Below are 2,618 nucleotides of genomic sequence, written 5' to 3' on the forward strand. Positions count from 1 at the left end.
TGCCGTCCCGTGATCGGGGTCCTCGCGCTCCAGGGGGACGTGCGCGAGCACCTCGCGGCGCTCGCGGCGGCCGGCGCCGAGGCACGTACGGTGCGCACCGCGGCCGAACTCGCCGACGTCGAAGGGCTGGTGGTGCCCGGCGGCGAGTCCACGGCGATCGCGAGACTGGCCGGGTCCTTCGGACTGCTGGAGCCGTTGCGCGCGCGGATCGCCGCCGGGATGCCGGCGTTCGGCTCGTGCGCCGGGATGGTCCTGCTCGCGGAGAAGGTCCTCGCGTCCGACGGGCACGAGGTCGCGCAGCCGACGCTCGGCGGCATCGGGATGGCGGTCCGCAGGAACGCCTTCGGCAGGCAGAACGAGTCCTTCGAGGCGGAGATCGAGGTGGCGGGGGTGGACGGGGGCCCCGTCACCGGTGTCTTCATTCGTGCACCATGGGTGGAGTCCACGGGTGAGCGGACCGAGGTACTCGCCGAGTACCGCGGGCACCCGGTGGCGGTCACGCAGGGCAACCTGCTGGCCACGTCCTTCCATCCGGAGCTGACGGAGGATCCGCGGGTGCACGCGCTCTTCGTCGGCCTCGTGCGGCGCGCGGTCCTGCGGGAGGAGCCGGCGCTGCCCCGAGCGTACGGACCGCCGGGCGGTCGGCACGCTGAGTGGCGGACGGTAGGATCTCCGCGTTGATTCCGTTGGTGACTTTGAAGGAGCGAGGCTGTGTCCGGCCACTCGAAGTGGGCTACCACGAAGCACAAGAAGGCCGTGATCGATGCCAAGCGCGGCAAGCTCTTCGCGAAGCTGATCAAGAACATCGAGGTCGCGGCGCGCACCGGAGGAGCTGACCCGGAGGGCAACCCCACCCTCTTCGACGCCATCCAGAAGGCGAAGAAGCAGTCGGTCCCCAGCAAGAACATCGACAGCGCCGTCAAGCGAGGCGCCGGCCTCGAGGCCGGCGGCGCCGAGTACGAGACGATCATGTACGAGGGGTACGGCCCCAACGGCGTCGCCGTCCTCATCGAGTGCCTCACCGACAACCGCAACCGCGCGGCCTCCGACGTCCGCGTCGCGATGACGCGCAACGGCGGCTCGATGGCCGACCCGGGCTCCGTCTCGTACCTCTTCAACCGCAAGGGCGTCGTGACGCTCCCCAAGAACGGCCTCACCGAGGACGACGTCCTCGCCGCCGTGCTGGAGGCCGGTGTCGAGGACGTCAACGACTACGGCGAGACTTTCGAGGTGATCAGCGAGGCGACCGACCTCGTCGCGGTCCGCACCGCCCTCGTCGACGCCGGTATCGACTACGACTCGGCGGAGGCGAGCTTCGTCCCCAGCATGCAGGTCCAGCTGGAGGAGGAAGGCGCCCGGAAGATCTTCAAGCTGATCGACGTGCTCGAGGACAGCGACGACGTCCAGAACGTCTACGCCAACTTCGACGTCTCCGACGACGTGATGGCGAAGGTCGACGCCTGAGCCTCCGTCCTCCACGCTCCTCGCGAGGGAGCCGTCCGGCGCGCGCGGGCTGCCGCCCGTGCGGTCGACGGGGCCGCCGGTCGCGGGCGTTGTCGGTGCCCGGCACTAGGCTGCTCGTCGACGGTCGCACCTGCGGTGATCGCCGTGAAGGACGCGGCGGAACGGGCGGCCATGGCGCGCGGGAGCGCGAAGAAGGGGCGGTGGCGTGTGCGCGTGCTGGGGGTCGATCCGGGGCTCACCCGCTGCGGCATCGGCGTCGTCGAGGGCGTCGCCGGGAGGCCGTTGGCGATGGTCGGGGTCGGGGTGGTCCGTACCTCGGCCGAGAGCAGCGTGCCCGAGCGGCTGCTCGGGATAGAGCGCGGTCTGGAGGAGTGGCTCGAGGAGCACCGCCCCGAAGCGGTCGCCGTGGAGCGGGTGTTCAGCCAGCACAACGTGCGCACCGTCATGGGAACGGCGCAGGCGAGCGCCGTCGCGATGCTGTGCGCCGCACGCCGAGGACTGCCCGTCGCGCTGCACACCCCGAGCGAGGTCAAGGCCGCGGTCACCGGTTCGGGCAGGGCCGAGAAGGCCCAGGTCGGCGCGATGGTCGCCAGACTGCTGCGGCTTAACTCCCCGCCGCGGCCCGCGGATGCGGCCGACGCCCTCGCCCTCGCGATCTGCCACATTTGGCGTGCCCCCGCGCACAACCGCCTCCAGCAGGCGAAGGCCGCGCACGCAGCCCAGCACGCAGCCACCCCGAAAGGCGTCCAGCGATGATCGCTTTCCTCTCCGGCACCGTCGCCGCGGTGGGGCCCGGCACCGCCGTCGTCGAGGTCTCGGGCGTCGGCATGGCCGTCCAGTGCGCCCCCGGCACACTCGCCGCGCTCCGTGTCGGCGAACAGGCGCGCCTCGCCACCTCGTTGGTGGTCCGCGAGGACTCCCTCACCCTCTACGGCTTCGCCGACGACGACGAGCGCCAGGTCTTCGAACTCCTCCAGACGGCGAGCGGGGTCGGCCCCCGCCTGGCACAGGCGATGCTGGCCGTGCACACCCCGGACGCGCTGCGTACCGCCGTCGCCGGCGGAGACGAGAAGGCCCTCACAGCCGTCCCGGGGATCGGCAAGAAGGGCGCACAGAAGCTGCTGCTGGAGCTGCGCGACCGGCTCCGCGGGCCG

Annotated in this window: 4 protein-coding genes; all 4 read left to right on the forward strand. The window is 71.7% G+C overall.

The window, feature by feature from the left end:
• Window positions 1-9 precede the first annotated feature (9 nt).
• Window positions 10-681, forward strand: coding sequence for a pyridoxal 5'-phosphate synthase glutaminase subunit PdxT (gene pdxT / locus UWG_RS0101670; protein ID WP_029391076.1), 672 nt, complete (start codon window positions 10-12; stop codon window positions 679-681).
• Window positions 682-711: 30 nt separating this feature from the next.
• Window positions 712-1,464, forward strand: a complete 753-nt coding sequence (locus tag UWG_RS0101675; RefSeq protein WP_016905468.1) for a YebC/PmpR family DNA-binding transcriptional regulator — start codon at window positions 712-714, stop codon at window positions 1,462-1,464.
• Between the two features lie 207 nt (window positions 1,465-1,671).
• Window positions 1,672-2,220, forward strand: a complete 549-nt coding sequence (gene ruvC / locus UWG_RS0101680; protein WP_029391077.1) for a crossover junction endodeoxyribonuclease RuvC — start codon at window positions 1,672-1,674, stop codon at window positions 2,218-2,220.
• Window positions 2,217-2,618, forward strand: a 402-nt coding sequence (gene ruvA / locus UWG_RS0101685; RefSeq protein WP_016905470.1) for a Holliday junction branch migration protein RuvA, incomplete at its 3' end; no start/stop codon positions are given. The genes ruvC and ruvA, both read left to right, overlap by 4 nt.

The sequence above is a fragment of the Streptomyces xiaopingdaonensis genome, assembly GCF_000262345.1.
In the GTDB taxonomy this organism is placed as follows: Bacteria; Actinomycetota; Actinomycetes; order Streptomycetales; family Streptomycetaceae; genus Streptomyces; species Streptomyces xiaopingdaonensis.